We start from the raw sequence: 26,437 nt of genomic DNA, 5'->3' as shown, positions 1-26,437 counted from the left end.
ATACCCAATGCTTTCACCTTGATCACGGACGAAATGAGGCCCTTTATGATTCGCACGGTCGCTGTTACCCGCAGCGGAGAACTGGTCCTGGACCTGCCTTTGCGGGAGCTGAACGAGGATTCTATCGACTGGTACTGGGTAGACTTCAACAACCCGACTCACGAAGAAGCTCTGCTGCTCGACACCCATTTTCACTTTCATCCGCTTGCGGTTGAAGACTGCTTTCATCTGCTGCAGAGGCCGAAGCTGGACCACTATGAGGATGTCCACTTTTTCGTTCTACACGCCATTCATCCCCAGACGCTGGAAGCCGACGAGGTCAATCTGTTCGTCACGCCCCGCTTCCTCGTTTCGTTTCACTTCACCGAGCTTAAAGAGATCAACGACGCCTGGCAGAAGCTTCAATCCGAACCGGATAACTGGAAAAGAGGCACTTCCTTCGGCGCGTATCTCATCATGGACAAGCTTGTGGATGAATATTTTCCTTGTATACATATGCTGGAAGACGAAATGAACGATTTCGATTCCGACCAGAAGGGTACGTCCATTCACGCGCTAATGCGCGGCGTGTTCGATATCCGCTCCAAGCTGGCGCATCTGCGGCGGTCGATCATTCCCATGCGCGACCTGCTTTACCGGGTCGTCAATTCGGACAAGCTGCCCAACGTGCGCGAACAGCAAGTTTATTATGCGGACATTTACGATCATCTGCTGAAGCTGGCGGAAATGATCGATTCGATCCGGGACACGACCGCGGACATGCGGGAAAATTTCATCTCATTGAATTCTTACCGGATGAATACCATTATGAAAACGCTGACTGTCATCACGACGATTTTTATGCCGCTGACGTTTCTTGCGGGAATTTACGGAATGAACTTTGACAACATGCCCGAACTTCACTGGCACTACGGTTATTTTGTTATTCTTTTCGTTATGTTCGGAATCGGGTTTGCCATGTATGTCTGGTTTAAGCGAAAAGGCTGGTTCGATTGAAAACCGGCAGCTTATTAATAATCCGTACTAAAAAAGATCGGGAGGATGCGGGCATGAAAGTAAAAAGCGCGTGGTACCGGGAAAGCTTCGGAAAAGACTACTTGCTAGTGTACAAACACCGCAATTTCGAAGGAGCTTACGCCGAAGTCAAGCGGATGATGAACTGGCTTCATCTACCCGAAGGCGCCCGTGTGCTGGACCTGTGCTGCGGCATGGGCCGCCATTCGCTGGCGCTCGCCGATTTCGGCTATACGGTGACGGGGATCGACTTGTCCGATACCCTGCTTGAGGAGGCGCGGAGGCAGGACCCGGAAGGCCGGGTAACCTGGCTGCACGGAGATATGCGCAGGGTTCCGATTGAGCAGCCTTTTCACGCCGTCGTCAATTTGTTCACGTCGTTCGGATATTTCGAGCGGGAGGAAGAAAACCGCCTGGTGTTGTCGGAAATCGCACGGCTTATGCGGCCGGACGGGAAATTTATTATCGATTATTTAAATCCGGCTTATGTCAAAAATAATCTCGTTCCCCATTCAAGCCGAGAGGAAAACGGTCTTTTTATAGAAGAGACACGCTCTATCGAGAACGGCTATGTCCGCAAACAAATTTGCATCACGGATGAAGAGGACGGTCCGCGCCATTATTCGGAACAGGTGCGCTTGTACAGCTGCGAGGCGTTTGTCGATATGCTGTACGGGGCGGGCCTGCGGGTCGACCGGATCTACGGCAACTATGACGGAAAGGATTACGACCGGGAGTCGTCTCCCCGGATGATTTTTGTCGGAGGAAGGGAAGGAGAAAGCCTGCAATGAGTCATGCAACTACAACGGTTATCGCTTTACGGGAGGGGCTTTGGCAGATCAAAGTCCCTCTGCCTTTTCCCCTGCGCTGGGTCAACAGCTATCTGCTTCGGGAGCCGGACGGGAGTCTGACGGTGATCGATCCGGGCCTGCGGACGGAAGCCGGAGAGATGCTGTGGAACGAAGCGCTGGAAGAGCTCGGCTTCGGATACGACCGCATCGCGCAGGTCGTACTGACCCACCACCATCCCGATCACTACGGGATGGCGGGCCGGTTCCAGGAGCGCACGGGCGCGCCGGTTTACTTGTCGGAAACCGGGATCGGTCAGGTGCGTCTCCTGTGGGGAGCCGGTCAGCCGATGACGGAGGAGCTGACCGGGCTTTTCGCGCGGCACGGCATGGATGCCGCGCTGTGCGGAGAGCTGGCGAAGCATATGGACAGCTTCGTCCCGCTCGTTTCTCCGCAGCCCCAGCTTACCGCGCTGCGGGCGGGAGACCGCGTGCGTCTGGGCGGCGCGTCGTACGAAGCGATCGAGACGCCCGGACATGCGGCCGGGCATCTGTGCTTCTACAACGCGCAGACGCACGAGATCTTTTGCGGCGATCATGTGCTGCCGCAAATATCGCCGAACGTGAGCTTCATGCCGGGCGTCGAAGAAGACCCGCTCGGCGCGTACATGGGCAGCCTGCGGGAGATCGGCCGGCTGCCGGTCAAGATGGCGTACCCGGGCCATCGTTCGCCCTTCGCGGCCTTCGGCCAGCGGGCGGAAGAACTGGTCCGCCATCACGAGGAGCGGCTTGCGCTCATGGCGGACAAGCTGCGGGAGCCGATGACGGCTTACGCGCTCTGCCGCGATACGTTCGGCGACCGGCTTACGCTGCATCAGTCCCCGCTTCGCTATGGCGGAGACGATCGCCCACACGGTGCGTCTTGCCCTTGACGGCCGAGTGGCCGAGAGCGAGAGAGAAGGCGTCATCGTGTACCGGGCGCGGGTTTAAGCAGGGGACCTGAAGATCCTCATGTCTCGCGCGGTTTCAATCTTGCGCGAATGGAAAGCGAGCTTGATTTTCCAGGTGCGCGGATTCCCTTGAATCTTGCACCACTTCAAGCTCGGCGGCTGATGTTCCGCCAGGTTTCGTAAAAGCGGGGCAGACGTTCCGTCAGGCTTCATAACACGTAACGGCGTGGCTGACCGCAGACGGTGCCGATGCCCCGCGCGGACTCGTGTCTGTTCATGCAGAAACCTTGTGCCGGCGGTACACACTTTTTTTCTTGCGCTTTTTGCGCCCCGCAAAAATTATACGGCGGACTCTCGTGATAGAGGGTCCGTTTTTTGGTGCATCCGCAGGGCAGGGGCTCCCTGTCTTCCCTGCCGAGGCATCTGGCCCCGCCAGATGCCGTCCTGCCCGGCTTAATGTAAAAAACATTTGACATTGGAAACGCAATTTGCTTACAATCAGGCTGTAAAAACATTTTGACATTGGAGCTTGTTATGGAAAATCGGATTCATGAGCTGCGCAAACGAATCAGGCTGTCACAGGAAGATCTCGCCAAAGCGTGCGGCGTGTCCAGACAGACCATTAACGCCATTGAAAACAACAAGTACGATCCGAGTCTCCAGTTGGCCTTTCATCTGGCCCGGACGCTGGGCGTTACCGTGGATGACTTGTTCCAGGCAGACCAAGCGACGTAAACGGCAGGATATGAGGAGGCGGGAACTTTGACCGGACGGAAAACGCCGAAGCGGCGGCTCATCGCCGCGGGATTCGGGCTTACTTCACTGGTTGTCATCGGATTTACGCTTAACAAGTGCTGGTCCGGAGAACCGGTCGGTACCAGCGAATTAACGAGTATAGCGGCTGCGCTGGCAGCCATGTTCGGAGCCCTGACCTGGGGGAGCAAGGAGGAGGGGGAAGGCATTATGCAGGAGGAAGAGATGGGCAGGCACATTCGTCAGCGCCAAAGCGGCCTATTTTATTATGCTTGCGGCCGCCCTTATCGTTTGTATGGTCGAGAAGCTGGCTTTCGGCCGGGATAACATGGGGGTGCTGATTTTGCTCGGACTGGGCATCGTGCTTCTCCCGGCGGCGGAATATATCGTGGCCCGGAAGTACCGGTAACGGGACAGGGCCGCCGCATGCCGCCTATATATGGGGTGGGGGCCGCAAGAAAGCCGCAGAGCCATTTGCGATGAAAAAAAGAAAAGGGAACCGCCATAACGGCGGTTCCTTTTTTGTCGCTCCTATATTCAAAGCGACCGCTGCGAGAAGGGAAACAACTCTCCTGACGGACGGTTTTGTCCCCGCCTTATCCGTTCCTTCATAAAAGGTCCGCATTTCTCCCTGCTCGCAGTTCCCGGCAGCTTGCGGTATTTGGACAGGCCGCGAATGGACATGGCACATAACGGAAGGCGCACTCACAATGAAGAAAAGCTTCTCAGCTTCCCGGCGCGTCGCCTTTCTTTTCGGCTTCCGACTGCTTGCGGTGGGCAATGCGGGAGCTTGCGGCAGCGGCGATGGCGCCGACGATATCGTCGAGAAACGTATGTTTTTCGTAGGTGCTTTTATCGTTGAGCTTTTTCAGGATGCCCGGTTTCAGCTTGTCGATATAGCCGAAATTCGTAAATCCGATGCTGCCGTAGACGTTCACGATCGACAGGGCAAGGATCTCGTCGCAGCCGTATAACCCTTCGTCATGCTGAATCATCTCCTGCAGAGGGGAGATCAGTTTGCCTTCTTCCGCAAGCATATCCAGCTGAATGCCGGTCAGGACGGCGTTTTGTACTTCCCGCTTGGCAAGGACGGATTCGACGCTCGCCAGACACTGCTCCAGCGTCAGCGATTCGAAATAATCTTTTTGCAGAAAATAGGTAAGTTCGGCGATTTGAGACGTTTGAACGCCTCTTTTTTCAAGCAGTTCGCGGGTAGCCGAAGCTACTTTTTCACTATCCAGGGAATATTTCACGTGGGCTTCTCCTCCGTTGTCAAATGAAAGCAGATACCCTAGTATACCCTTATTTTAGGAAAGAGTATCGTTTTGGTTCGGATTTATGTTCCGGAAAAGAGGACGGGAAGGGCCAAGCCCGGAAATTGTCCCGTTTTTTCGGACAACTAGGGCATAAAGTAGGAGAGCTTCCTGTATACATAGGAGTACGAAGGACAAACGTCATCCGGACCGGCAGGAAACACCCGGAACAAGGCGCTGCCGGCGGCGGGCCCAGGCCGTACCGAACCTTTGCGCAGGGCACATACGAACAGGAGGGGATGGAATTGAGAAAAGTACGCTGGCTTCAGGCGGCAGCCATGACAGGGGCGATCGCGATTCTCGGGACGGGATGCAGCTTGTGGGGGACCGAGTCCCAATCGATCGACGCTCCGCCGCCCGGTACCGAAACCGCGATGGAAACGGGAACCGGCACGGGGGGAACGGGAGCGGACGCGGGCGCCAAAACGTCGCAAACCGCCAAAATGACCGTTTATGCGAAAGACCCGAAAGGCTTCGTCGTTCCGGTCAGTCTGGATTTGCCTAAAACACAGTCGGTGGCAAAAACTACGCTGGAATATATGGTGGCCAAAGGCCCGGGCGAGAGCCAGTTTCCCGCCGGGTTTGCCTCTCTGCTGCCTGAAGGGACTACGCTGACGGTGGATATAAAGGATAAACTGGCCACGGTCAATTTCAACCAGGCTTTCAAAAAATACGACGCCAAAGAAGAACGCAAAATCATGGAGGGAATCACTTGGGCGATGACCGGGTTTTCAACCGTCGAACAGGTGAAAATCAAAATAAACGGGCAGGAGCTCAAGGAAATGCCGGTGGCCCGCACCCCGCTGGACGAACCGCTTTCGCGCAAAATAGGCATCAACCTGGAGAAGCAGGAAGGGGTCGATTACGGCCAGTCCACGCCCGTAACGCTGTACTTCACGAATGCAACGGCGCAAAACGGCAAATATTATGTACCGGTTACACGCCTTGTAAAAAGGACCGATGACGTCGCCAAGGCGGTCATGGACGAACTTTTGAAAGGTCCGAACACGTCGAAGGGCCTGCAGCCGGTGCTTAACGCTTCCGCCAAAGTGCTGGATGTGAAAAAGACGTCGGACACGGTGCTGACGGTAAACTTCTCGGATCAGCTTCTGGACGAGAACAAAAAAGCGCCTGCGGACGGGCTCCAGTCGGTTATTTTGTCCCTGACGGAAAATACGAACGCGGCCAAAGTGCAAATTACGGTAAACGGCAGCCCGAAGGTGGAAACCTCCGATTCCCAGACCTACAGCCAGCCCGTATCGCGGCCGCTTCATCTGAACCCGAACCCGGAAAAGCTGTAGGGGCAGCCGGGGGGAGCGCGCCGCCGGAGCAGGCTGAAATGCGGCACTGCGAGGCCCCGGAGCCGGACCTTACGGAGATTTCAGGGAGAGGAGAGCTCTCCCTTTTTTCGTCGAATTCCGCGGCGCTTTTGCTCGGCTCCTTTGTTTGCTACAATAGGAAGGATAGAAATGGATGCTATGATCGTACAGGAGGATACAGAATGCGAGCCGATGGAAGACAGAATGACCAGCTAAGACCGATGAAAATTACGCCGCACTATATCAAACATGCCGAAGGTTCGGTTCTAATAGAAATCGGAGAGACGAAAGTCATTTGTACCGCAACCGTGGAAGAGCGGGTTCCTCCCTTTATGAAAGGCCAGGGCAAGGGCTGGGTAACCGCCGAGTATTCGATGCTTCCGCGTGCTACCCAGGTCCGCAACCAGAGAGAAGCGGCCAGAGGAAAGCTCGGGGGCCGCACGATGGAAATCCAGCGGCTGATCGGACGCGCGCTGCGCTCCGTCGTTAATCTGGAAGCGCTCGGAGAGCGTTCCGTGACGCTTGACTGCGATGTGATCCAGGCGGACGGCGGAACGAGAACGACTTCCATCACGGGAGCCTTCGTCGCAATGGCGCTTGCCATGGAGAAGCTGGTGGCGGGCGGCAAGCTGAGCAAGCTGCCGATTACGGATTACCTTGCCTCCGTCAGCGTCGGAATCGTGAACGGCAAGCCCCTGCTGGACCTGATGTACACGGAAGATTCCCAGGCGCACGTCGATATGAACGTGGTCATGACCGGAACCGGGAAATTCGTGGAGGTGCAGGGGACCGGAGAAGAGGCGCCTTTCTCGCGCGAAGAGCTGAACACCCTGCTGGCCTTGGCCGAGGGCGGTATCCACACGATGGTCGAGGAGCAGAAAAAAGCGCTCGGTCGCGTAAGCGGCCTGATCGGAGCGGGTGTCCGTGTCTGATCTTTCCGCTTCCCGCGTCGTAGTGATCGCGACGCGCAACAAGGGCAAAGTCCGCGAATTTGCCCATTACTTCGCCCGCTTCGGCAAGGAAGTGCGCAGCCTCGACGATTTCGGAGATATGCCCGAAATCGTCGAGGACGGCGCGACCTTCGCGGCGAATGCCCGGATCAAGGCGTCGGCGATTGCAGGCAGGCTGAACCTGCCGGTGCTGGCCGACGACTCCGGGCTGTGCGTCGACGCGCTCGGCGGCGACCCGGGCGTATACTCCGCCCGGTATGCCGGCGAGCACGCCGCCGACGCCGACAACAACGCCAAGCTGCTGCGCGAGCTTGGCGCGGTTTCGGCCGCGGACGGCCGGCCCGGGACCGGCGCTGCCGGGCAGGCGGCTTCCGCCGGCCATCCGGCTTCCGCAGCCGGTGCGAACGCGGCGGCGGACAGCGAAGCCGCGCGGGCGGCGGGCCTCGCGGAGGCCGCGGACGCGGCTGCGCCGCAGGTGCTCAGCACCGCGCGCTTCGTTTGCGCGCTGGCGCTGGTCGACCCGCTCCGCGGGGACACGCTCGAGGCAGAGGGGACCTGCGAGGGTGTCATTATCGCGGAGCCGCGCGGTACGGGCGGATTCGGCTACGATCCGCTGTTTTATGTGCCTGAGCGCGGAAAGACGATGGCGGAGCTGCCGCTCGAAGAGAAAAATGCGGTCAGCCACCGGGCTGCGGCGCTGAGGCAGTTTTTCGAGCGCCACTCCGGCCGCTTGATTTAACCGTATAGACAACGTGCCTTCATTGCGGCACGAACCAAACCGGTCTCCGAGCTTTTTCGGGACCGGTTTTTTGCTGTATTGCGTGTCCCAAAGGTTCGGCGGAAGAGCAAGAGAAACGGAAACTCCAGCTCGGGTGAAAAGCATAAAACCTCCAGTGCCCCTTTATGGCGGCTGGAGGTTTTTTTGAAGTTCCCATCGGGAGACCGTGTGCGTGTAAACAGACGTACGCATAGAACGTGCACTGCGCGCCTACATGTGCAGTACGCGCCTTCTTTTCGTCGAAGCAAACACAGGAACAAGCGTGCAGACGCGCGTTTAGGTCCTTAGCGGATCGGCACCTACGCTTTGTAAGGTTCTCAGCGGATCGGCACCTATGCCCGCCAGTAAGATGGCTCCTTAGCGGATCGATACCTTGTACTCGCGGAGCCACGTATCCACCTGGATCAGATACGCGAACATTTGCGGCCCGGACATGAGCTGGCCGAACCAGGGGAATTCCGTCGATTCGGCTCCCGGTGCCGCCATGGCACGCAGCGTTTTGGCATCCACAAAGGGAAGCAGCGGTGACGACGGATCGCTTAAAATTTCAAGCGCCTGCCTCTTGACCGCGGTCGCGTAGTTCGGATTGTGCGTCTTGGGATACGGACTTTTTTTGCGGGCCAGCACATCCTCCGGCAGTACGCCTGCGAGCGCCTTCCGCAGGATGCCTTTCTCGCGCTCCCCCGCCGTTTTGATGTTCCACGGGATGTTCCACACGTACTCGACGAGCCTGTGGTCGCAGAAGGGCACCCGGACCTCAAGCCCGACGGCCATGCTCATCCGGTCTTTGCGGTCAAGCAGGGTCGGCATGAAGCGGGTAATGTTCAGGTAGGACATCTCCCGCATCCGGTTCTGCTCCCGCGTTTCCCCCGCCTGACGGGGCACCTCGGACAGCGCCTGCTCGTAGCGGCTGCGGACATAAGCCTCGGGCTTGATCCAGTCGGCGAAATCGCGCGCAAGAATGCCGACCCGCTGAGGCAGAGAAAGCGACCACGGAAACGTGTTCGCATTGAGGGCGTCTTCCCGGTGGAACCAGGGGTAGCCGCCGAAGATTTCGTCGGCCGCTTCGCCGGAAAGCGCCACGGTGGCGCCTTTCTTGATTTCGCGGCAGAACAGGTAAAGCGAGCCGTCGATGTCGGCCATTCCGGGCGTGTCGCGGGCGAGTACGACGGTGCGGAGCGATTCGACGAGCTCCGGCGTGTCGAACTCGATGTAATGATGCTCCGTCCCGAGGTACTCCGTCATCCGCTTGATCCACGGGGCGTCGGAGTTCGGCTGGAACGCGTTCTCCTTGAAGTTCTTGTCGTTGTCGGCATAATCGACGGAGTACGTATCCAGCACGCCGCTGCCGCTGTCCCGGTAATGGTGGGCGGCGAGGGTCGTCAGCGCGCTGGAATCCAGCCCGCCGGAGAGCAGGGTGCAGACCGGGACGTCCGAGACGAGCTGCCGCTTGGCGGTATCGGCCAGGAGTTCGCGGATATGGAGAGCCGTTTCCTCCACATTTTCCGTATGGGGGCGGTTTTCCAGCTTCCAGTACGGACGGACCGTCAGTCCGCTGCGGTCGTACACCATAAAATGTCCCGGCTTCAGTTCCGCGAGGTTGCGGTAAATGCCGTGACCGGGCGTGCGCGCGGGTCCGACGGCGAAGATCTCGGCAAGGCCTTCGGCGCCCACCTCGGTTTTGATATCCGGATGGGCCAGAATGGCCTTCGGCTCCGAACCGAACAGGAACGCACCGTCCGTGTGGCTGTAGAAAAGCGGCTTGACCCCAAGGCGGTCCCGGGCCAGAAACAGAGTCTGTTCCTGTTCGTTCCAGGCGGCGAATGCGAAAATGCCGTTCAGCCGCTCCAGGCAGCTTCGTCCCCATTCGACGAATGCGGCCAGCAGAACTTCGGTGTCGCAGGAGGTCGTAAACCGGTGGCCCCGGTGTTCAAGCTCGCTGCGCAGTTCGGGAGCGTTATACAGCTCGCCGTTATATACGATGGAGTATGTCCGGTCCCCGTCCTTGCGGATCATGGGCTGGGCGCCGTTAAGCGGGTCCATGACACTCAGCCGTCTGTGTCCCAGGGCGCAGTGGCCCGATATCCACGTGCCGGAAGCGTCAGGACCGCGGTGGACCAAGGTTTCCGTCATATTTTCGAGAATGGATGAAGATGTGGTCAGATCTTTGCGCCAGTCTATCCATCCTGTAATTCCGCACATGATGTTCACCCTTTCCAAATACGTTCTAAGCGAGCCTTTCGAGAAGACTGCCGAATGCGATGATTAAAAGGTATGCGGCGCCGGAGGCGAAAATGTCTGTCCATCCGGGAACGTCCGGAAGAACTGGAAGGGCAAAATCGGTTTTGTTTCCAGAAAAATTTTGTTACAATAGAATCCGGTAGAAGAAAACTCCCCCTGCAAGCGCTATCGGGGAAATCATGCTAAAGGTGGACTGTTATTGATGAAACGTAAATACGCCAGGGCGCAAATCGATTATTTGGCGGCCAAGGAACAATTTCTCGCAGCCAGCCAGCAGGCTGACAAGAAACTGAACGACATGAGACAAGACGGTGCGGAGATCGGTCAGAAAGAAATGGAAGACGCGATTGAACGCAGCGGTTTCCATAAAGCTTTCAATGAGCTGCGCCAGGCGGAGAACCGTCTGATCGAGTGGAGTCATTTCACGATCAAGAACGAAGGCGAGTTCAAAGAAAACAAAGCGGCTTTCGAGAAGCTTTACAGCGAAGTGAAAATGAAGCCGGAAGCGCGCGCGGTTCTGGTTGACATGGCCATGAGACTGGAAGCGGAAGCTTAAGTTTTTTCGAATGGACACGCACTTATACGTATAAAGAACCGAGGAGCGCCGGATGGTGCTCTTTTTCTTTTTTCAGGGACCCGGCATGGTATCCCCTAAAGCCCGGACATACTAAGACGGCTTCACGAAACTTATTTCTCGGGGAGGCTTGCGGAGATGGACAGTCATTTCATCAGCAAACTGCATGACACTCAGCGTAAAGACGAACGCAACCGGAGGACACAAGGCAATAACCGCCCGGAAAAACGGCTCCCGAACAAACAGCACTGAGTCGTGCCGCTTTGAGTAATCCGGTTGCACCGTCCGCTTGGGACGGAAGCCGGAGAACGAAAAATCGACAATCGGGCGGGGGTGATGAACATGGCGAAGGTTTCAAAAGCGACCAAAGGCAAAAAGTACGAAGTCAACGCGGAATTTGCCGAGGAGATGGAGGCCAAAAACGTCAAGCATGCGGCCCAGAACAATCCCAGCCAGGGAACGGAGAAGTAAGCGTAGGGAACACGGAAAGCCCGCTGCGCCGGCAGCGGGCTTTTCGGCGCGCACGCATAAGGAAGCGGAGAAGCTAATAAACTGAAGGGAAAGAATATAAGCTTATTAAGGATGAAAAGGGTAGGAAATAGGTGAAATTATTTATAATAACGCGATTATTATTTATATTCTATGATTAATTTTACTTTTTATATTGACATCATGTAAACGGATACATATACTTGATTTAATTAGTTTGTTAGTCATTTTAACTAAGTAAGGTGGTGATGAGGCTTGTGATCGGCAGGGGGAAAACGGGAAATACGAAGTTAGTGAAACAAATGAACCGGGAAGGCATTCTGTACCAGCTGCGCCAGCATCCCCGTTTGTCGAGAGCCGAATTGTCGGTCCGGACGAAGCTGAGCAGACCCTGCGTCTCCTCTCTCGTCGACGAAATGATTCATGAAGGGCTTATTCATGAAGTGGGAACCGGGGAGTCGAAAGGCGGACGCAAGCCGATTCTCCTGGAATACAATGTGCAGGCGTATACGGTCGTCGGGGCCGTTTTTGAAGGCAGTGAACTGGAGATGGCCATTGCCGATATGAAAGGCGAGCTGCTCCATCATGTACATACCCGTCTGGAGCAGCCGGTTGACGGCGATTCCGCTCTGGAAGCGCTCAAGACCAACCTGGACACGCTGCTTGAGAAAAGCGGGTTCGGCCGCGACCGTGTCATCGGGATTGGCGTCGGCTTGCCGGGTATTACCCAGAAGCGCAGCGGCACCGTCAGCTACGCGCCGAGCACGGGCTGGATGAACCTGCCGGTCGGGAAGGAAATCGAAGAGCGGCTGGGCCTTCCCGTTATTCTCGACAATGACGTCAATATGATGACGATGGGTGAGTTTTACGGGGGCGCCGGCTCGGGGGTTTCCAGTCTCGTCTACATGTATGTGGGAACCGGGATCGGGGCCGGCATTATCATCGACAAGCAGTTTTACAGAGGCAGCAAAGAAGCCGCCGGCGAAATCGGCTACATGCTCATCGGCGGCGACCGGCTCCGCAGACAAGGCGAATTCGGCGTGTTCGAGAAGAACTACTCCGTTACCGGCATCTGCGACAAAGCGAAGGCGGCCGGCCTGACCGTCGATCCCGGGCGCAGCATCCTGCGGCAGCTGGGCGAGCAGGCGGATCAGGGAAGCCGCCAGGCCCGGACGCTGCTCGAAGATGTCTACACGCATTGGGCGTCGGGGATCGCCAATACCGTCAGCGTGCTGGACCCCGAGCTGCTCATCCTGAGCGGCGAAATGGTCCATCTGAGTGAAAGCGGCCTGGCGCGTATACGCGAGCTGCTCGGGCAGTGGGTACCGGTGCTGCCGGACATTCAACTGGCGGGCCTGCGGGAGCGGGCCGGTTTGCTGGGGGCCGTGCACAGTGTGCTGGAAGCGTTTCCGTCCGCCCAGCCGGCAAGATCCTCCGGATCTGCCGGCGCGGATTAAACGATACAATCTAGAACTAGGGGGAGTACAAGTGAAGAAGAAGATGACCAAATGGACCAGTTTGACTCTTATCGCGGCGATGGCTGTCGGCCTTTCGGCCTGCGGCGGCGGTGACGACGGCGCGAAGAAGGGTGCCGACGGCGCCGGCGGCGGGAACGCTTCCGGTTCCCAGAAGCTCGTGATCTATACCGCCCGCGACAAGAACGTGGTAGACGAGATTTTGCCGAGATTCAAAGAGAAAAATCCGGGCATCGACGTGGAAGTCATGACGATGGGCGCCCAGCAGGTTCTGGAGCGTATCCGCGGCGAGAAATCGAATCCCCAGGCGGACTTCTGGTGGGGAGGCACGCAGTCCTCTTTCATAACCGGAGCCGAGGAAGGCCTGCTTGAGCCGTATAAGCCGACCTTCGCGGATAATGTAGCCGCCGAGAACAAAGACGCCCAGGACCGCTGGTACGGCGAAATGCTCCTGCCAGAAGTAATCATGTACAACTCCCAGGCGCTGAAGAAAGAAGACGCTCCGAAAGACTGGGATGAGCTGCTCGACGCGAAATATAAAGATAAGCTTCTGATCCGCGGCGTTATGGCGTCCGGTACGATGCGCACGATCTACTCTTCGATGATTTACCGCCAGGACCCTGCGGACCCGCAGAAAGGGTATGAATGGCTCAAAAAGCTGGACGCGAACACGAAAGAATACACGCAGGACCCGACTAACCTGTATCTGAAAATGGCCCGTCAGGAAGGCACGCTCTCCCTCTGGAACCTGCAGGACATCCTGATCCAGAAGGAAATGAAGAAGCAGCCGTTCGATTTCATCTATCCGGCCAGCGGCGCGCCGATTCTCGTGGACGGCGTAGGTATTGTCAAAGGCGCCAAGAACATGGACGCCGCCAAGAAGTTTTATGAGTTCCTTTTCGATAAAGATGAATTGAAGAAGAAAGCGGAGAAGCTGTTCCAGATCCCGACCCGGACTGACATCAACAAGGATGAATTCCCGGCTTGGCTGAAAGGAATCGAAACGAAACCGCTGCAGTCTCGACTGGAAAGTACTGGCCTCCAAAGAAAAAGAGTGGATGCAGTACTGGGATGAAAACATCAAGGGCAAAGGCAAGAAATAAAGCCCGAAGCCTGACAGATCCGGGTGGGGGAAACCTCATCCGGACCCGTTTAGGCCGGGCGCCGTATACGATTTGTGCCTTTGTGCCGGCGGGAGAGACGTACGGATAGGCAGGGAAGTTTTACTTTTTAGGAGGGATTCCACTTGATAGAAGTCAAGCTCGATAAAGTAAGCAAGCAGTTTAACGGCGCCCGCGGCGTCGAGAACGTCGACATCCACATCCAGCCGGGCGAATTCTTCACGTTCCTCGGACCCAGCGGCTGCGGCAAAACGACGACGCTCCGCATGATCGCCGGTTTCTATTACCCGACGGAGGGGCGCATTATGTTCGGCGAGAACAATGTGACCTACACGCCTCCGAACAAACGCAACACCGGGATGGTGTTTCAGAACTACGCCTTGTTTCCGCATATGACCGTATTCGAGAATATTGCTTTCGGTCTCCAAGTCCGCAAACAGTCCAAATCGGAAATTATGGAGAAGGTGACGCGCGCCCAGAAGCTCGTCCACCTGGACGGATACGGCGACCGCAGAATCGACCAGTTGTCCGGCGGGCAGCAACAGCGTGTGGCACTGGCCCGCGCCTTGGTGATCGAACCGAATATTCTCCTGCTTGACGAGCCGCTGTCCAACCTTGACGCGAAGCTGAGGGAAGAGACGCGCCTGGAAATTAAGCGCTTACAGCTTGAGCTCGGCATTACGACGATTTACGTGACGCACGACCAGGCCGAAGCCATGTCCATGTCCGACAGGATCATGGTCATGAAAGACGGCATCGTGCAGCAGATCGGCACCCCGCACGACATTTACAACCGTCCCGTCAACCGGTTCGTCGCCTCTTTTATCGGGGAATCGAACCTGTGGGAAGGAACCGTAGAGCGCCTGGAAGGCGACACGGTGTACGTCCGCACTTCGTCCGGCACGGTTATCACGGGATTTGCCGCCAACGCTTCTCCCGAGTGCCGCCTGTCCATGGGCAGCAAGGTGACGGTGTCGGTCCGTCCGGAATCGATCCGCGAAGCCGCGGCTTCGGAGAGAGGCCTGGAAAACATTTTGGCCGGAAAAGTACTGATGTCGGAGTTTACGGGCGTGAGCGTCAACTACGTCGCGCAGGTCGGCACGCTGCCGGTGAAAGCGATGTTTATCGGCCCCGGCCAGCGCATGCGCCACCGCGATGAGGATATCGCTTTTGCCGTCCCGAAGGAAAGCGTCTATTTCGTAGAATAAGGAGGGTGCGCCCGTGCAGACGAACAAACCGCAAGCCAAGCAGCAGCCGGCCATCCGTCCGAACAGCCGATGGACCACGATCACGACGTCGCCATACTTCGTCTATGTGCTCATCGCGCCGTTGTTTCTGATTTTGCTTGCCTATGTCATTTATCCGTTTTTTCAAACGTTTTTGCAGAGTGTGAGGCTGGAAGGGGCTTTTTCGTTCAAAAACTACGCCCGTTTCTTCAGCCTTGATCATACATCGAATCTGGAAGCGCTGTGGAACAGCGTCTACATTTCCGTACTCAGCGTCGTCACCTGCGGCATCGTCGGTGTCGCGATGGCGTTCCTGCTGGAACGTTACGAGTTTCCCGGACGCAAAATTTTGTCCGTCCTCGCGATCGTGCCGATGGCGCTTCCGCCGCTGATCGGGGTGCTGTCCTTCTCGTTCCTGTACGGGGACAGCGGGATTATCCCGCGCGCGCTGCAGAAGCTGTTTGACCTCGATCACGCGCCGCTTGCGCTTAAGGGCATCTGGGGTGTTATCGTCGTTCATACGTTCACGATGTACACCTATTTCTATATGACGGCGTCCACCGCCATCAGAGGCCTGGACCCGTCGCTGGAAGAAGCGGCGGCCAATCTGGGCGCCGGGCGCCTGCTCATCTGGCGCAGAGTCATTCTGCCGATGCTGACGCCGGCGATCATCGCGGCTTCGCTGCTCGTCTTCATGATCTCGATGGCGTCCTATACGGCGCCGCTCGTGTTCGGGATCGACCGGACGCTCACCATGCAGATTTACTTGTCCCGCACGAACGGGGACCTGGACATGGCGGCGACCCAATCGACCCTGCTGTCGATCGTTTCGATCCTGTTTCTGATTATGATGCGCTGGTACCAGAACGCGCGGAACTATCAGAACATGAGCAAGGGCGTCAGCGTCCACCGGACCGAAGTGAAAAGCAAGGCGGGCAAGTACACGGCGATGGTGCTGTCCTTTATCGCCACGCTCGTGCTGATGCTGCCGATTCTCGTCATCGTCCTGCTTTCCTTCTCCGAAGACAGCACATGGACGGTACAGGTCCTTCCGCCGGAGTACACACTCCAGCACTTTAAAGACCTGTTTACCGATCCGAAAACGTGGCGGCCGATCGCCAACAGCTTCAAGATGAGCTTCGTGGCGACCATCGGCAACCTGCTCTTCGGCGTTGCCGCCGCTTATGCCATCGTACGGATGAAATTCAAGGGCAAAACGCTGCTCGACATCCTGATCATGCTGCCGTGGGCCTTGCCGGGTACGGTCGTAGCCGTCAACCTGATCACGGCGTTCAGCGAGCCGAACGTCTTCTCGTTTAATCAGGTTCTGATCGGCAGCTTCTGGATTTTGCCGCTCGCCTATTTCGTCCGTCACCTGCCGCTGATTTTCCGGTCGACTTCATCGACGCTGATGCAGATGGACAGCTCGGTAGAGGAAGCGGCGCGCAACCTGGGAGCTTCCTGGTGGTACAGCTTCCGGCGGGTCGTCTTCCCGATGGCCCTGAGCGGTATTCTCGCGGGTACGCTGCTCGCCATGGTAGAGGGCCTCGGAGAGTTCGTGGCGTCGATTCTCCTGTATACGAATAACACGACACCTATGTCGGTTGAAATTTTCCAGCGCATGTACGCGTTCGAATTCGGTACGGCGTGCGCCTACGGGGTTCTGCAGATTGTGATGATCATTCTCGTTCTTTTCGTTTCCAGAAAGCTGACCGGCGGCAACGCCGGATCCGCTATCTGACCCAGCTACGGTTCATTGTCGCACGGGCGCCGGCCGTTCCCCCGCGGAACGCCGCGTCCCCGCGATTTTGATAAAGGCAGGGAGTCACGCACGATTCCTGCCGCCACTTTTACGCCTGAGGAGGAGAAGCGATTGAGTCAAGCAAGTGCAAACAGATGGATGAAAAAGTGGGTGGCAGCCGCCGTCTCGCTGACGGTTGTCGGAACCGTCGCCTTACCGGCGGCGCCGCAGACAGCCTCGGCCGACAGAGGGGTTGTCGATCTCTGGAAATCGATCAAGCCGCTCACCACAATCGCCAGTGCCATGAATACGGGGGCTCACCCCGACGATGAGCACAGTGCTACACTCGCGTATGTATCTCTCGGTCAAGGGGTCGACACCTCCAGTGTCATCGCCAACCGCGGAGAAGGCGGACAGAATGAAATCGGCAGCGAGCTCGGAAATGCCCTCGGCATTATCCGGACCCGGGAACTGCAGGAAGCTTCCAAGATCACGAACATTACGCTGGCTAACCTTAGCGTGAAGCTCGACGATCCCATCTACGACTTCGGCTTTTCCAAAAGCCCGGACGAAACGCTGGAGAAATGGGGCGAGTCCGTCGCCTACGAGCGCCTGATCCGGCAAATCCGCCAGAAGCGGCCGGATGTGCTGATTCCCGCTTTCCTTAACGAAGCGTCCACGCACGGTCATCACCGGGCCATCAACGTGCTGACGGTGCGGGCGTTCAAAGACGCCGGCAATCCGGCCATTTTCCCGGAGCAGCTTAAAGAAGGCCTTGCCGTATGGCAGCCGAAGAAGCTGTATCTCCCGGCCACCGACAAAGATTACGATGTTGCGCTTCCGGTCGGAGATTATAACGAGATTTACGGAGCCTCCTACTCCCAGTTGGGTGAAGAGTCGCGTTTTATGCACAAAAGCCAAGGCATGGGCCGTCACGTAGACGAAGGGCCCGGCAATTCTTATTACAAGCTTGCAGGGACGGCGGGGAACGACAAGGCGGCCGTTTCGAAAAGCAGCTCGCTCTTCGACGGCATTTCCTTCACGTTCGAGGATCTTGCCAAAGAACTGGACACCAAAGGCAAGGACAACAAGATCGTCAAAGATCTGAAAACCCTGCAGCAGGATGCCAATGAAGTGATAGCCGCTTATCCGAAATTCGCGAGCGTCGCGCGCGAGGTTCACGAGATGAAAGCGGACGTAAAGTCAGCGATTCAAAACGTGGAAAAATCCACTTTAGAAACTTCTGTTAAAACAGATCTCCTTCACAGACTTCAGGTAAAAACCGATCAGCTGAACAAAGCGAGCATGGAAGCGGCCTCTTTGACCGTTAAAGTGAAGCCCGTATCGGGTGAGCTTGTAGCCGGACAAACGGCCAAGGTAGCGGTTACCGCACACAGCGGCGGCGGCGTGGATGTCTCGGACATCGCGATGAAGCTGAACGTTCCCGAAGGCTGGACGGCCAAGCCGGCGGGTTCCGCCGAGTTCAAGAAACTGGGCTACAACCAGACGGTCAAAACCGAGTTCGATGTAACCGTTCCGGCGAAAGCCGCCGATTTCAACCCGTACGCCCTGCCGCTTATCAGCGCTGATGTTACATACACAGCCTACGGTACGCAGGCAGATGTCCACGCGGTACCGGACAACGCGGTTGCCGTTCTTCCGGCAACTTCCCTGACCCTCAGCCCGGAAGCGGCCGTGTTCAATACGCTTAAGCCGGACGAAGCGGTACCGGTGAAAGTTACCGCCCGCAATTACGCGCCGGGAGCTTCCAAAACGACCGTGACGCTGAAAGCTCCGGAAGGCTGGACGATCGAGCCCGCTTCCCAAGACGTGAGCTTTGCGGCGAAGAACGAAACGAAAGCCGTCGAGTTTACCGTGAAAGCGCCGAAGGGCGTGAAACCGGGCAAGGTGGACATTTCCGCCGTGGCCAAAGAAGGCCAGACCGACACAAGCCGGACGGTGCAGGTCATTTCGTACCCGCATATCGGCACGACCTATTACGTGAAACCGGCCACTCTGACGATTCAAGCTTTTGATCTTAACTTGCCGAAAGATCTTAAAGTCGGCTATGTTTCCAGCGGCTTTGACAATATCGACGCCGTTCTGCGCCAGGTTGGCGTTAACGTGACGAACCTGGACGCGAAAGCGATCCAGTTCGGGGATCTGTCCCAGTACGATACGATCGTGCTCGGCATTCGCGCTTACGCGTTCCGTCCGGAACTGATTCCGAGCAACCAGCGACTGCTGGATTATGCGAAAAACGGCGGCAACCTGGTCGTTCAGTACCATAAACCGGAAGACAAATGGACGCCGGACCTCGCTCCGTACCCGATCAAAATCGGCCAGCCGCTCATTCAGTGGAGGGTAACCGACGAGAATTCGAAGGTCACCATGCTGGCACCGGATCACAAGATTTTCAATACGCCGAACAAAATTACGGACGCCGACTGGCAGAACTGGATTCAGGACCGTTCGGCCTACAATCCGGCTGAGTGGGGCAAGGAGTACACCGAGCTGATTTCCAACGGCGATCCGGGTGAAAAAGAATTTACGGGCACTTTCCTGTCCGCCGATTACGGCAAAGGAACGTACACGTACAGCTCGCTTGTGTGGTACCGTGAAATGCCTAGTCTTGTTCCGGGCTCCATCCGGATGTTCGTGAACATGATCAGCCTGAAGCAGTAAAAAAGGCAAGCATGATTTGAACTTGTACCGTTCTTTTATCCGTACTTCTTTTGAATGAAAAAAGATTTCAGCCTTTCGGGGCCCGTCATTATTTAATGAAGAAAGACCGCAGCGGGGGATCTTCCGATCCTCCGTTCTATCGCGGTCGGCTTGATCAATAGAGCAGTGACAACCCAAAGAAACCGGAGGGGATAAGATGCAGGCGCTAGATATTCACGGAAGGCATGCCGAGGCCGCTTTCGGGAGTGCGGCTTTTGCGGTCGTTCCGCTGGGCAGTTTCGAATACCACGGTCCGCATTCTCCGCTGGGGACGGATTTTTTTCTGGCTCAAGGCTTCGCCTCCCTTATTGACCCGGGGTTAAAACCGCTTGTATACCCGGCCGTTCCTTACACGGCATGTCCGGGCAAAACAGGTGATTATCCCGGTACCATCTCCATCGATCCGGCCGTGTTTCACCGGTATTTGAGCGATGTGCTGCAAGGCATCTGCCGTTCGGGCCTGAGAAAAATCGTGCTGCTCAACGCCCACGACGGCAATATCGGAGTCTCCAGGACGGTAGCCGAGGAAGTGACTTCCCGCTGGAAGGATGCAAGCTTTCTCCTGATCAACTGGTGGCAGCTGGCTGCCGCTGACGCTCCGGAAAAGCTCGGATTTTTTCAAGGGACGACAGGAAGAGGACATGGCGGGCCTTACGAAATGTCCGCCGTCAAAGCGTTCCGTCCCGACCTGGTTCATGTTTCGGAAGAAGACGCGGAACTGACCCCGCCTCCCCCGCTTTCCCCGATGCCTTACGCATTGGTGGAAGGCACGCCGGAAGGCTGGGAGGGCTACACGGGACACATCCGGCAGATTTCTCTTCAGGCGGGCGACTGGATTGTAGGCGAGGTTACGGCCAACATGAACGCCCTTATCGCGAACTGGCTCGGCCGCCGCGCTCCCTGAAACCGCACACGGTCTGCCGGTCATAAACATATAAAAAGTACCATTAGGAGGAATGGACCGCATGAGAAACCGCGAACAGATTTTACAGGAAGAAGGGGCAGCTTTCCCGGGACTGACTTATACGGAAGCGGTGCTTAAACCCGCATTCAACGAAGCGAAAGCAAGCCTTCTCGGCCCCATGATGGCGATTAACAAAGCACACCTGATTATGCTCAAGGACCAGGGGCTCGTTACCCCAGAGGAAGCGGCGCAAATCGCGAAGGCGATCCGCGGGCTGGATCTGGAAGGACTTCGCCGGGCGGAGTATACGGGACAGTTCGAAGACCTGTTCTTCCAGGTGGAAAGCGACCTGCTGGAAGCGGCGGGAGACATCGCCGGCAATCTCCATCTGGCCCGCAGCCGCAACGATATGGGCATCTCGATTTACCGGATCGTTCTCCGGGAGAAGCTCCAGACCACGATCCGGGGAGCGCTTGCCCTGAAAAGCCAGCTGCTCGCCTTCGCCGAGGAGCATGCCGAAACGATCATGATCGGCTATACGCATACCCAGCAGGCGCAGCCGACAACGCTCGCTCACTACATCATGGCGGTGGCGGATTCGCTCGACCGGGATGTGCGCCGCCTGCAGGCCGCCTACGCCAACTGCAACCGCAGCAGCATGGGCTCGGCCGCGTTGACTACCTCGGGATTCAATATTTCCCGGGAGAGAATGCAGGAGCTGCTCGGCTTCGACGAGCTGATTTACAACTCCTACGACGCCATCGGCGGTGCCGATTATGTCGGAGAGATTGCGACAGCCGTGCAGCTGGCGGCCATTAACCTCGGCCGTTCCTCCCAGGACTTCCTGCTGTGGTGCACACAGGAATTCGGCGCCCTGCGCGTTGCGGACCCATACGTGCAGATCTCGTCGATCATGCCGCAGAAACGGAATCCGGTCTCGTTCGAACACATGCGCTCGCTTCTTTCGAGCTGTGTGGGGAACACCCAGACCGTTCTGACGATGATGCACAACACGCCTTTCGGCGACATCGTCGATACCGAAGACGACATGCAGCCTTACGCGTGGAAAGCCTTGGCCGTCCTCGATCAGATGTACCGCCTCCTGTCCTGCGTCATCGGCACGATTCATGTGGACAAGGAAGTGCTTCGCAAGCGGACGGAAGGAAGCTTCGCGACGGTGACCGAGCTTGCCGATACGCTGGTGCGGACCGACAATCTGTCTTTCCGCAAAGCTCACCACATCGTGAGCGGCGTCGTGAAACGAGCGGTAGCCGAAGGGATGGCGGCCAACGAAATCTCGCTGGAGATGGTCAACGGGATTGCCCGCCAGGTGATCGGCCGCGACTTGTCGATTACGGAGGAAGCGTTCCGCAGCTCGCTGGACCCGGTCCATTTCGTTTACATCCGCACCCTGCCCGGAGGCCCTGCCCCGGACGAAATCCGCCGCACGATCGCAGACCGCCGCAGCCGCCAGCAAACCCAGGAAGACTGGCTCCGGGACTCGCAGAGCAGAACGGAAGAGGCGCTGTCGCATCTGGATGCCGCGCTTGAAGGATGGAGCTCCGGCCAATGAAGGGGCGCAAAATTCCGCTGCTTGCCATAGACGGCGGTGGAACCAAGTGCCTGGCTGTTTTTACCGATAAGCGGGGAAAAATAGAGGGAACCGGCCGGGGAGGTTCCTGCAATTATCAGACGACAGGCACGGAAGCGGCCGCGGATGAGCTGGTGCGGGCCATGCGGATCGCCAGGGAGGATCTGCCGGAGCCTTCCGGCCCGGACGAAACGCTGAGCGTCGAATGCGCCGTCTTCGGAATGGCCGGACTGGATACCGGCTATGACCGGCAGATCATTGAGGCGCTCGTCCGCGAAGCCCTTGCCAGGGCGGAGATTCGGGCGGACCGCATCGTCGTCGAGAACGACGGGCTTGCCGCGCTGCTCGGAGCGACGGACGGCAAGCCGGGCGTCCTTCTCATTGCGGGCACCGGCTCCATCGTCTACGGCGTCAACGCGCAGGGATGCAGCGCACGCGCGGGCGGCTGGGGCTACAGGGTCGGAGACGAGGGAAGCGCGTATTGGATTGGCAAGCAGGCACTTACGGCCATTCTGCAAAGTCTGGACGGCAGACAGGGGCCGACAAGCCTCGCACGCAGAGTGCTTCCCTATCTTGACCTCCGCTCGGAGGAGGAGCTTTACAACTGGGTCTACTCGGCGGACTACCGGGTAGACACCGTTGCGGAGCTGTCGCTTCTCGTCAGCGATTCCGCGCGGGAGGAGGACGCGGCTTCCCTGCGTATCCTTGAAGCTGCGGCGGATGAGCTTTTTTACGGGGGGCGGGCCGTTATCGACAAGCTTGGAATGAAAGACTCTTCCTTCACTTTAATACTCCAGGGCGGGGTTCTCCAGAATAATGAATTTGTGCGAAGCCGTTTAACGAAAAAATTGCGCGAATTCGCCCCTTCATGTAATCTGGAAGAAATAAAAAAAGAACCGATTTACGGGGTAATTGCCCAGGGGCTCAGCCTACTGCCGTAAACCGGAGGAGGGTGGGGGACGTTATGAGGAAAACGCTGCTCTTTGTTTTTGCGCATCCGGACGACGAATCGTTTGCCTGCGGAGGCACGATCGCCAAATATGCGGAGCGTGGACATGCTGTCCATCTGGCCTGCGCCACGTCGGGCTGCAAAGGCAAAACAGGGGAGTATACGTTTACCTGCAGGGAAGAGATCGCGCTGTACCGGGAAGGGGAGCTCCGCCGGGCGGCGGGCGTTCTCGGCGTGGAGCAGGTTCACTTCTACCGTTACCCGGACGGAGGCCTTGCCGAGGTCCGCGAAGATCTGCTGGCCGCCCGGGTAGCCGCAACGATTCAGGCCCTGCAGCCTCATCTCGTCGTCACGTTTCCCCCGGACGGAGTTACGGGGCATCCCGACCATATCGCCATTTCTAGGGCGGTGCTGCGGGCGGTTGAACATATGGCGGCGGACGGAGGGGCCGCGCCCGACCTTTATTACGCGTCGATTCCGAATTATTATGATCACTGCGGAGACTGCGGGCCGTCCGAATGCTGCCCCATCACTTCACGCGTGAACATATCGGAATTCCGCAGCCGCAAGGGGGAAGCGCTCCAGGCGCATAAAAGCCAGGTTTATTCCGTAGACCGGGCTTACCCGGGCGTCATGCACGGCGATTATTCGGTTATCGGGCGCTATGAATACTTTACGCTTGTGCGGAGAGGCGGCCGGCCCGCCGGGTTAAACAAATGCGCCGGAGAAATTCCGGTCGTGGAACTGGTCTGATTTTCTTACTTGCTAAACGGCTTAACAAACGGGGTCAGCTTCCTTTCGGCGGGAGGCTGGCTTTTTTTTCGGTCCGGGCGTTTTGCAGCCGTTTTCTTCGGAAAGACGTGCGGACGCGCCTCGCCCCCGCCGGATCTTTAACCTGAGGGGGATACAAGGGCATACAATCCCGCTCTTTTGATTTCCTCCCGGTAATCCGGTACACTTTATGGATGATCTTTTTGCAGGAGCGTCTGCGAGAGAATTTTCAAAATCAGCCGGGACGAGTCCGGCTTTGAGGTGGAACCTTTGACTCATTCCTACGACAATGTAGTTTTATTTCCGAAAACGGCCGCTTCCTACGAGAAGCAGATGACCGAGCTGCTGGAGCAGGAACGCTATGAAGAAGCGGTCCGCCTGCTTCGTTACCTGCTGCAGTTCGCCAGGGAGGACGCCGAGAAACAAGCCCAGTGGAGAGCACTCCTGCAGTGGCTGGAAACGATGTTCCCGGAAACTCTGTACGACGACGCCATCATGAAGGAGGGCGGAGAAGAGGAGGAGATTACCGAGGAAGATCTCAAGCGCCAGTCCGTGGCCGGAAAATCCGCGGAAGGCCGGCAGTATGTCGGGCGCCTGCTGGACATGCTCGAAGACGGTACGGATATGGAGCGGCAGATGATCGCCCTGGAGCAGCTTGCTTTTGCGGAGGACGACCGGATCGACGAGTTTGTAAAAGAGTGGCTCCATACGGCCCGGAGCCATCCTTTCGTCCAGTTCAGAGCCTTGCAGATGCTGAAGCAGCGGGGAGGCAAAGGGCCGGTCGTGCTTGCCCGCGCGCAGGACAAAATCGTGCTCCGCACCGAGGATACGCCGCTGAAGCTCGAAGATTTTCCGGAGCGGATCCGCGAAATGGTGTACCGGGTTCAGCAGATCAGCGAGTCGGAGCAGCCGGACTTCGGTTTTTTTGCCGAGCAGACCTGGCTGGAATTTCTCAAGACGGTGTACGGCACGGAGTTGTACACGTCCATGAGCAACTGCCGGGAAGAAGAGGTGGACGTATGGGCAAGCGCCCTGCATACCGTTCTTCACGAATCTATGTTCGGAAGCGCGGACAGGGAGCACCTGCGGGAGCAGTACGGAATCACCGCTTCCATGCTGCAGCCGTGGGGCGAAGCGTACGCTTGTCTGCAATCTTTTATCCAGGCTTTGTACACGGGCGGGTAAAATAAAGGCATTCCAGTCAGTCGCTTGAAAAAGCAAGGTTTTGTGGTATACTAGAATGGTTATAATGGCCACTAAAAGGCTTATAAGCTTATTTACGAGGTCAGAACGTGAAAAAATACTTGTCAGGGTACATTTTTGGAGGGGAAAGCATAAAATGAAAGCAAGCTGGGAAAAAATAGAGAAGAACACTGCAGTTCTTGATATCGAAGTGGAAGCGGAGCAAGTTGCCGACGCTCTCGACAGAGCTTTTAAGAAAGTCGTAGCCAAAGTAAACGTTCCGGGATTCCGCAAAGGTAAAGTACCGCGGTCCATCTTTGAAAAGCGTTTCGGCATCGAAAGCCTGTACCAGGATGCACTGGACATCATTCTGCCGGAAGCTTACATGCAGGCCGTTCAAGAAACGGGCATCGAGCCTGTTGACCGTCCTGAAGTGGACGTTGAACAATTCGGCAAAGGCCAAGCCCTGAAGTTCAAAGCGAAAGTAGCCGTGAAGCCGGAAGTGGAACTCGGCGACTACAAAGGCATCGCGATTCCTGCAGACTGACAGCGCGGTAACTCCGAAAGAAATCGACGAAGAGCTGGAACGCCTGCAGCAAAGACACGCTGAGCTTGTCGTGGTAGAAGAAGGCGCGGCGGCTAACGGCGACATCACGATCATCGACTTCGAAGGATTCGTGAACGGCGAAGCGTTTGAAGGCGGCAAAGCGGAGAAGTATTCCCTTGAGCTGGGCTCCAACAGCTTCATCCCTGGTTTCGAAGAGCAAATCGTCGGCATGACCAAGGACGAAGAGAAGGACATCGAAGTGACATTCCCGGAAGAATACCACTCCGAGCAGCTTAAAGGTCAAGCGGCTACTTTCAAAGTGAAGCTGCATGACATCAAGCGCAAAAACCTTCCTGTGCTCGACGACGAGTTCGCTAAAGACGTAAGTGAATTCGACACGCTCGAAGAGTACAAGCAGGACATCGCGAAGAACCTGGAAGAGAAGAAGAAGCAGGAGGCAGAAGCTCAGCGTGAGACTTCCGTGGTCGAGAAGGCCGCAGCTAACGCAAACGTTGAAATCCCGGCTTCCATGATCGAAACCGAACTCGACCAGATGGTAAGTGAATTCGAAAGACGTCTGCGCATGCAGGGCATGACGCTGGACCTGTACTTCCAATTCTCCGGCCAGAACGTGGACGTGCTGAAATCTCAGATGAGAGAAGACGCCGAAAAACGCGTCCGCAACAACCTGGTTCTCGAAGCGATCGCGGTCGCGGAGAAAATCGAAGCGACGGACGAAGACGTGAACGCCGAGCTGGAGCGTCTTGCCGAGCAGTACCAGAAATCCGTTGAAGAGCTTCGTTCGATCTTCGAAGCTAACGGCAGCCTGGAAGGCATCAAGCAGGATCTGGCTGTTCGCAAAACCGTAGACTTCCTGCTGGCCAACAGCACGGAAGAGAAGGAAAAGCCGGCTAAGAAAGAAACGAAAGCTAAAAAAGCAGCGAAAGAGGAAGCTAAAGAAGAAGAAGCGGCCGAGTAATCGCTTCGCCTTCCCAGGCACTGCACGATCCCGACAAAAGCTGTATAATAGGACACAT

Annotated in this window: 22 protein-coding genes and 2 pseudogenes; 22 read left to right on the top strand and 2 right to left on the bottom strand. The window is 57.0% G+C overall.

Translation table 11 applies throughout. From position 1 onward, the window contains the following. The first annotated feature begins 45 nt into the window (after window positions 1-45). The 5 genes from corA (at window position 46) to ABC395_RS19855 (ending at window position 3,832) form a co-directional block, all read left to right on the top strand. Window positions 46-996, top strand: a complete 951-nt coding sequence (gene corA / locus ABC395_RS19875; RefSeq protein WP_413005631.1) for a magnesium/cobalt transporter CorA — start codon at window positions 46-48, stop codon at window positions 994-996. A gap of 53 nt (window positions 997-1,049) precedes the next feature. Further along, window positions 1,050-1,805 (top strand): class I SAM-dependent methyltransferase, encoded by a 756-nt coding sequence (locus tag ABC395_RS19870; RefSeq protein WP_413005630.1) that lies wholly within the window; start codon window positions 1,050-1,052, stop codon window positions 1,803-1,805. Beyond that, entirely contained in the window at window positions 1,802-2,734 is a 933-nt protein-coding gene (locus tag ABC395_RS19865; RefSeq protein ID WP_413005629.1) for an MBL fold metallo-hydrolase, read from the top strand. The genes ABC395_RS19870 and ABC395_RS19865 overlap by 4 nt, the downstream gene beginning before the upstream one ends. Before the next feature lie 552 nt (window positions 2,735-3,286). Beyond that, on the top strand, window positions 3,287-3,487 hold the full coding sequence (locus ABC395_RS19860) for a helix-turn-helix transcriptional regulator (protein ID WP_103995751.1): 201 nt from the start codon (window positions 3,287-3,289) through the stop codon (window positions 3,485-3,487). Between the two features lie 27 nt (window positions 3,488-3,514). Then, window positions 3,515-3,832, top strand: a complete 318-nt coding sequence (locus tag ABC395_RS19855) for a hypothetical protein (RefSeq protein WP_413005628.1) — start codon at window positions 3,515-3,517, stop codon at window positions 3,830-3,832. A 398-nt stretch (window positions 3,833-4,230) separates the two neighbouring features. On the opposite strand, the gene ABC395_RS19850 is transcribed toward ABC395_RS19855, so the two are convergent. Then, window positions 4,231-4,758, bottom strand: a complete 528-nt coding sequence (locus ABC395_RS19850) for a phosphatidylglycerophosphatase A family protein (protein ID WP_009672297.1) — start codon at window positions 4,756-4,758, stop codon at window positions 4,231-4,233. A 305-nt stretch (window positions 4,759-5,063) separates the two neighbouring features. On the opposite strand from ABC395_RS19850, the gene ABC395_RS19845 reads away from it, so the two are divergent. The 3 genes from ABC395_RS19845 (at window position 5,064) to ABC395_RS19835 (ending at window position 7,826) form a co-directional block, all read left to right on the top strand. After that, on the top strand, window positions 5,064-6,119 hold the full coding sequence (locus ABC395_RS19845; RefSeq protein WP_413005627.1) for a GerMN domain-containing protein: 1,056 nt from the start codon (window positions 5,064-5,066) through the stop codon (window positions 6,117-6,119). Window positions 6,120-6,319: 200 nt separating this feature from the next. Beyond that, complete coding sequence (gene rph / locus ABC395_RS19840) at window positions 6,320-7,069, top strand: ribonuclease PH (protein WP_103995749.1); 750 nt, start codon at window positions 6,320-6,322, stop codon at window positions 7,067-7,069. Then, window positions 7,062-7,826, top strand: a complete 765-nt coding sequence (locus tag ABC395_RS19835) for a non-canonical purine NTP pyrophosphatase (RefSeq protein ID WP_413005626.1) — start codon at window positions 7,062-7,064, stop codon at window positions 7,824-7,826. Before rph ends, ABC395_RS19835 begins: the two co-directional genes overlap by 8 nt. Window positions 7,827-8,222: 396 nt before the next feature. Here ABC395_RS19835 and asnB read toward each other — a convergent pair whose 3' ends face one another. Beyond that, complete coding sequence (gene asnB, locus ABC395_RS19830) at window positions 8,223-10,067, bottom strand: asparagine synthase (glutamine-hydrolyzing) (RefSeq protein WP_413005625.1); 1,845 nt, start codon at window positions 10,065-10,067, stop codon at window positions 8,223-8,225. A 241-nt stretch (window positions 10,068-10,308) separates the two neighbouring features. Here asnB and ABC395_RS19825 point away from each other — a divergent pair, with 241 nt between their 5' ends. The 14 genes and pseudogenes from ABC395_RS19825 to tig all read left to right on the top strand — a co-directional run bounded on the left by ABC395_RS19825 (window position 10,309) and on the right by tig (window position 26,379). Beyond that, entirely contained in the window at window positions 10,309-10,662 is a 354-nt protein-coding gene (locus tag ABC395_RS19825; protein WP_413006777.1) for a hypothetical protein, read from the top strand. Window positions 10,663-10,818: 156 nt separating this feature from the next. Further along, a complete protein-coding gene (locus ABC395_RS19820; protein WP_413005624.1) occupies window positions 10,819-10,932 on the top strand; it encodes a DUF4023 domain-containing protein in 114 nt (37 codons plus the stop codon). Window positions 10,933-11,022: 90 nt separating this feature from the next. Continuing rightward, entirely contained in the window at window positions 11,023-11,151 is a 129-nt protein-coding gene (locus ABC395_RS19815; RefSeq protein WP_413005623.1) for a hypothetical protein, read from the top strand. Between the two features lie 275 nt (window positions 11,152-11,426). Continuing rightward, window positions 11,427-12,626 carry an ROK family transcriptional regulator gene (locus tag ABC395_RS19810; protein ID WP_103995740.1) on the top strand — a complete coding sequence of 400 codons (1,200 nt, stop codon included), beginning with the start codon at window positions 11,427-11,429 and terminating at the stop codon, window positions 12,624-12,626. 43 nt (window positions 12,627-12,669) lie between these two features. After that, window positions 12,670-13,747 (top strand): annotated as a pseudogene (locus ABC395_RS19805) (extracellular solute-binding protein). Between the two features lie 143 nt (window positions 13,748-13,890). Beyond that, window positions 13,891-14,973, top strand: coding sequence for an ABC transporter ATP-binding protein (locus ABC395_RS19800; protein WP_413005622.1), 1,083 nt, complete (start codon window positions 13,891-13,893; stop codon window positions 14,971-14,973). Between the two features lie 52 nt (window positions 14,974-15,025). Next, a complete protein-coding gene (locus tag ABC395_RS19795) occupies window positions 15,026-16,732 on the top strand; it encodes an ABC transporter permease (protein ID WP_413006776.1) in 1,707 nt (568 codons plus the stop codon). Window positions 16,733-16,891: 159 nt separating this feature from the next. Beyond that, window positions 16,892-19,417: an NEW3 domain-containing protein gene (locus tag ABC395_RS19790; RefSeq protein ID WP_413006775.1), complete on the top strand. Its 2,526-nt coding sequence runs from the start codon at window positions 16,892-16,894 to the stop codon at window positions 19,415-19,417. A gap of 196 nt (window positions 19,418-19,613) precedes the next feature. After that, a complete protein-coding gene (locus tag ABC395_RS19785; RefSeq protein WP_413005621.1) occupies window positions 19,614-20,360 on the top strand; it encodes a creatininase family protein in 747 nt (248 codons plus the stop codon). A gap of 61 nt (window positions 20,361-20,421) precedes the next feature. Next, the gene (gene argH / locus ABC395_RS19780; protein ID WP_413005620.1) at window positions 20,422-21,933 is read left to right on the top strand and encodes an argininosuccinate lyase; all 1,512 of its coding nucleotides are present in this window, start codon (window positions 20,422-20,424) and stop codon (window positions 21,931-21,933) included. Continuing rightward, window positions 21,930-22,892, top strand: a complete 963-nt coding sequence (locus tag ABC395_RS19775; protein WP_413005619.1) for an N-acetylglucosamine kinase — start codon at window positions 21,930-21,932, stop codon at window positions 22,890-22,892. Before argH ends, ABC395_RS19775 begins: the two co-directional genes overlap by 4 nt. A 23-nt stretch (window positions 22,893-22,915) precedes the next feature. After that, window positions 22,916-23,653: a PIG-L deacetylase family protein gene (locus ABC395_RS19770; protein WP_413005618.1), complete on the top strand. Its 738-nt coding sequence runs from the start codon at window positions 22,916-22,918 to the stop codon at window positions 23,651-23,653. Between the two features lie 288 nt (window positions 23,654-23,941). Then, on the top strand, window positions 23,942-24,856 hold the full coding sequence (locus tag ABC395_RS19765) for a hypothetical protein (RefSeq protein WP_413005617.1): 915 nt from the start codon (window positions 23,942-23,944) through the stop codon (window positions 24,854-24,856). Between the two features lie 154 nt (window positions 24,857-25,010). Beyond that, window positions 25,011-26,379: pseudogene (gene tig, locus ABC395_RS19760) on the top strand (trigger factor). Window positions 26,380-26,437 lie beyond the last annotated feature (58 nt).

It is taken from the genome of Paenibacillus canaveralius, assembly GCF_047238265.1.
Lineage (GTDB): Bacteria > Bacillota > Bacilli > Paenibacillales > NBRC-103111 > Paenibacillus_F.
This window is presented reverse-complemented; position numbering and strand designations above follow the sequence as displayed.

Coding starts and splice junctions, on each gene's coding strand:
- corA (WP_413005631.1), top strand. CDS start 46: ATGATTCGCACGGTCGCTGTTACCCGCAGCGGAGAACTGGTCCTGGAC.
- ABC395_RS19785 (WP_413005621.1), top strand. CDS start 19,614: ATGCAGGCGCTAGATATTCACGGAAGGCATGCCGAGGCCGCTTTCGGG.
- ABC395_RS19860 (WP_103995751.1), top strand. CDS start 3,287: ATGGAAAATCGGATTCATGAGCTGCGCAAACGAATCAGGCTGTCACAG.
- ABC395_RS19815 (WP_413005623.1), top strand. CDS start 11,023: ATGGCGAAGGTTTCAAAAGCGACCAAAGGCAAAAAGTACGAAGTCAAC.
- argH (WP_413005620.1), top strand. CDS start 20,422: ATGAGAAACCGCGAACAGATTTTACAGGAAGAAGGGGCAGCTTTCCCG.
- ABC395_RS19775 (WP_413005619.1), top strand. CDS start 21,930: ATGAAGGGGCGCAAAATTCCGCTGCTTGCCATAGACGGCGGTGGAACC.
- ABC395_RS19770 (WP_413005618.1), top strand. CDS start 22,916: ATGAGGAAAACGCTGCTCTTTGTTTTTGCGCATCCGGACGACGAATCG.
- rph (WP_103995749.1), top strand. CDS start 6,320: ATGCGAGCCGATGGAAGACAGAATGACCAGCTAAGACCGATGAAAATT.
- ABC395_RS19820 (WP_413005624.1), top strand. CDS start 10,819: ATGGACAGTCATTTCATCAGCAAACTGCATGACACTCAGCGTAAAGAC.
- ABC395_RS19790 (WP_413006775.1), top strand. CDS start 16,892: ATGAAAAAGTGGGTGGCAGCCGCCGTCTCGCTGACGGTTGTCGGAACC.
- ABC395_RS19870 (WP_413005630.1), top strand. CDS start 1,050: ATGAAAGTAAAAAGCGCGTGGTACCGGGAAAGCTTCGGAAAAGACTAC.
- asnB (WP_413005625.1), bottom strand. CDS start 10,067: ATGTGCGGAATTACAGGATGGATAGACTGGCGCAAAGATCTGACCACA.
- ABC395_RS19825 (WP_413006777.1), top strand. CDS start 10,309: ATGAAACGTAAATACGCCAGGGCGCAAATCGATTATTTGGCGGCCAAG.
- ABC395_RS19865 (WP_413005629.1), top strand. CDS start 1,802: ATGAGTCATGCAACTACAACGGTTATCGCTTTACGGGAGGGGCTTTGG.